The organism is Polynucleobacter sp. IMCC 30228 (genome assembly GCF_021395205.1).
In the GTDB taxonomy this organism is placed as follows: domain Bacteria; phylum Pseudomonadota; class Gammaproteobacteria; order Burkholderiales; family Burkholderiaceae; genus Polynucleobacter.
Map to the genome: position 1 here is coordinate 1 of NZ_JAJVCS010000011.1, position 1337 is coordinate 1337.

At 46.8% G+C, this 1337-nt stretch carries 1 protein-coding gene; it reads right to left on the reverse strand.

All coding sequences use genetic code 11. The features are described from left to right. Positions 1-38: 38 nt before the first annotated feature. On the reverse strand, positions 39-1268 hold the full coding sequence (locus LZT21_RS11810) for an IS256 family transposase (RefSeq protein WP_233991002.1): 1230 nt from the start codon (positions 1266-1268) through the stop codon (positions 39-41). Between the last annotated feature and the right edge of the window lie 69 nt (positions 1269-1337).

Sequence of the window (1337 nt, forward strand, 5' to 3'; positions counted from 1 at the left end):
GAGGGTGTCCCATATTTTGTGTAAACGGGGTTCGTTTACTACAGAGGGATTCTCTCCTCATACTTAATACTAAACTGATTTAATGCACCCTTCCAATCTCTGATGGGCATACTCCACTTTTGGCTGATATTGCGTAGGGCCAGATAAAACAATTTCATTAAAGCTTCATCACTGGGGAATGATCCCCGGTTCTTGGTAATTTTCCGTAAACTCATATTGACTGACTCAATGGCGTTGGTGGTGTAAATCACTTTACGGATCTCGGGCGAGTAGTCAAAGAAGGGGGTGAGGCGCTGCCAGTTTCTTCTCCAGCTTTGACCAATGGAAGGATAGTCTTTGTCCCATTTGAGTTCAAACTCCCTTAACTGCTGCTCTGCTTGCTCTACTGTGCCGCTGGCATAAATGGCCTTGAGGTCAGTAGCGACATCTTTACGGAACTTCCAAGAGACATAGTTCAGGCTATAGCGCACCATATGCACAATACACAGTTGTACGGTGGTGTATGGATAGATAGCCTCAATTGCCTCTGGAAACCCTTTTAAGCCATCAACGCAGGCGATGAAGATATCTTGTACGCCCCGGTTCTTGAGTTCGGTAACCACTTGTAGCCAGAACTTCGCCCCTTCGGTTTGTGCAATCCATAAACCCAGTACGTCTTTTTGGCCGGTCATCGTAATGCCAATCGCTAGGTAGACCGCTTTGGCTTTAACCACACCCGAGTCTCTGACTTTGACATGGATACAGTCTAGGTAAATGATGGGGTAAAGCGTATCTAAAGGTCTAGCTTGCCACGCTTTAACTTCTTCGACTACAGCCTCAGTGACAGCTGAGATGAGGGTAGGCGAGACCTCAGCTCCATACATCTCCTCTAAGTGGCTTTGGATTTCTCGAACGGTCATGCCCCTAGCGTATAAGGACAAAATCTTCTCATCAAAACCGGCCCAGCGGGTTTGGTGCTTGGGAATGAGTTGGGGCTCAAAACTACCCTGGCGATCTCTGGGGATCTCAATGGGTAGTTGGCCAAACTCACCCGTTAACGTTTTACGACTCTTGCCATTACGAGCATTGCCGGTAGTATTTTGGATGGGCTGATTTTTATCATGGCCCAGATGGGTGTTCATCTCGGCCTCTAAGGCTTTTTCTACTAGTAGCTTGGTTAATTGCTTAAGTAGGCCATTTTCGCCAATGAGGTCTTCTGGCTTTTGATAGTCTGCCAGCAGGCTATCAATGAGTTCTTGGGGTACTGCTCGTTTTGCTGCTTCGGTCATCATCATTACTCCTATGGAGTGGGCTTTTACCCATTATTAGACCGTTTACACAAAATTTAGTACACCCCC

Excerpts from the sequence above, each read along its gene's own strand:
- LZT21_RS11810 (WP_233991002.1), bottom strand. The coding sequence starts at position 1,268 with ATGACCGAAGCAGCAAAACGAGCAGTACCCCAAGAACTCATTGATAGC.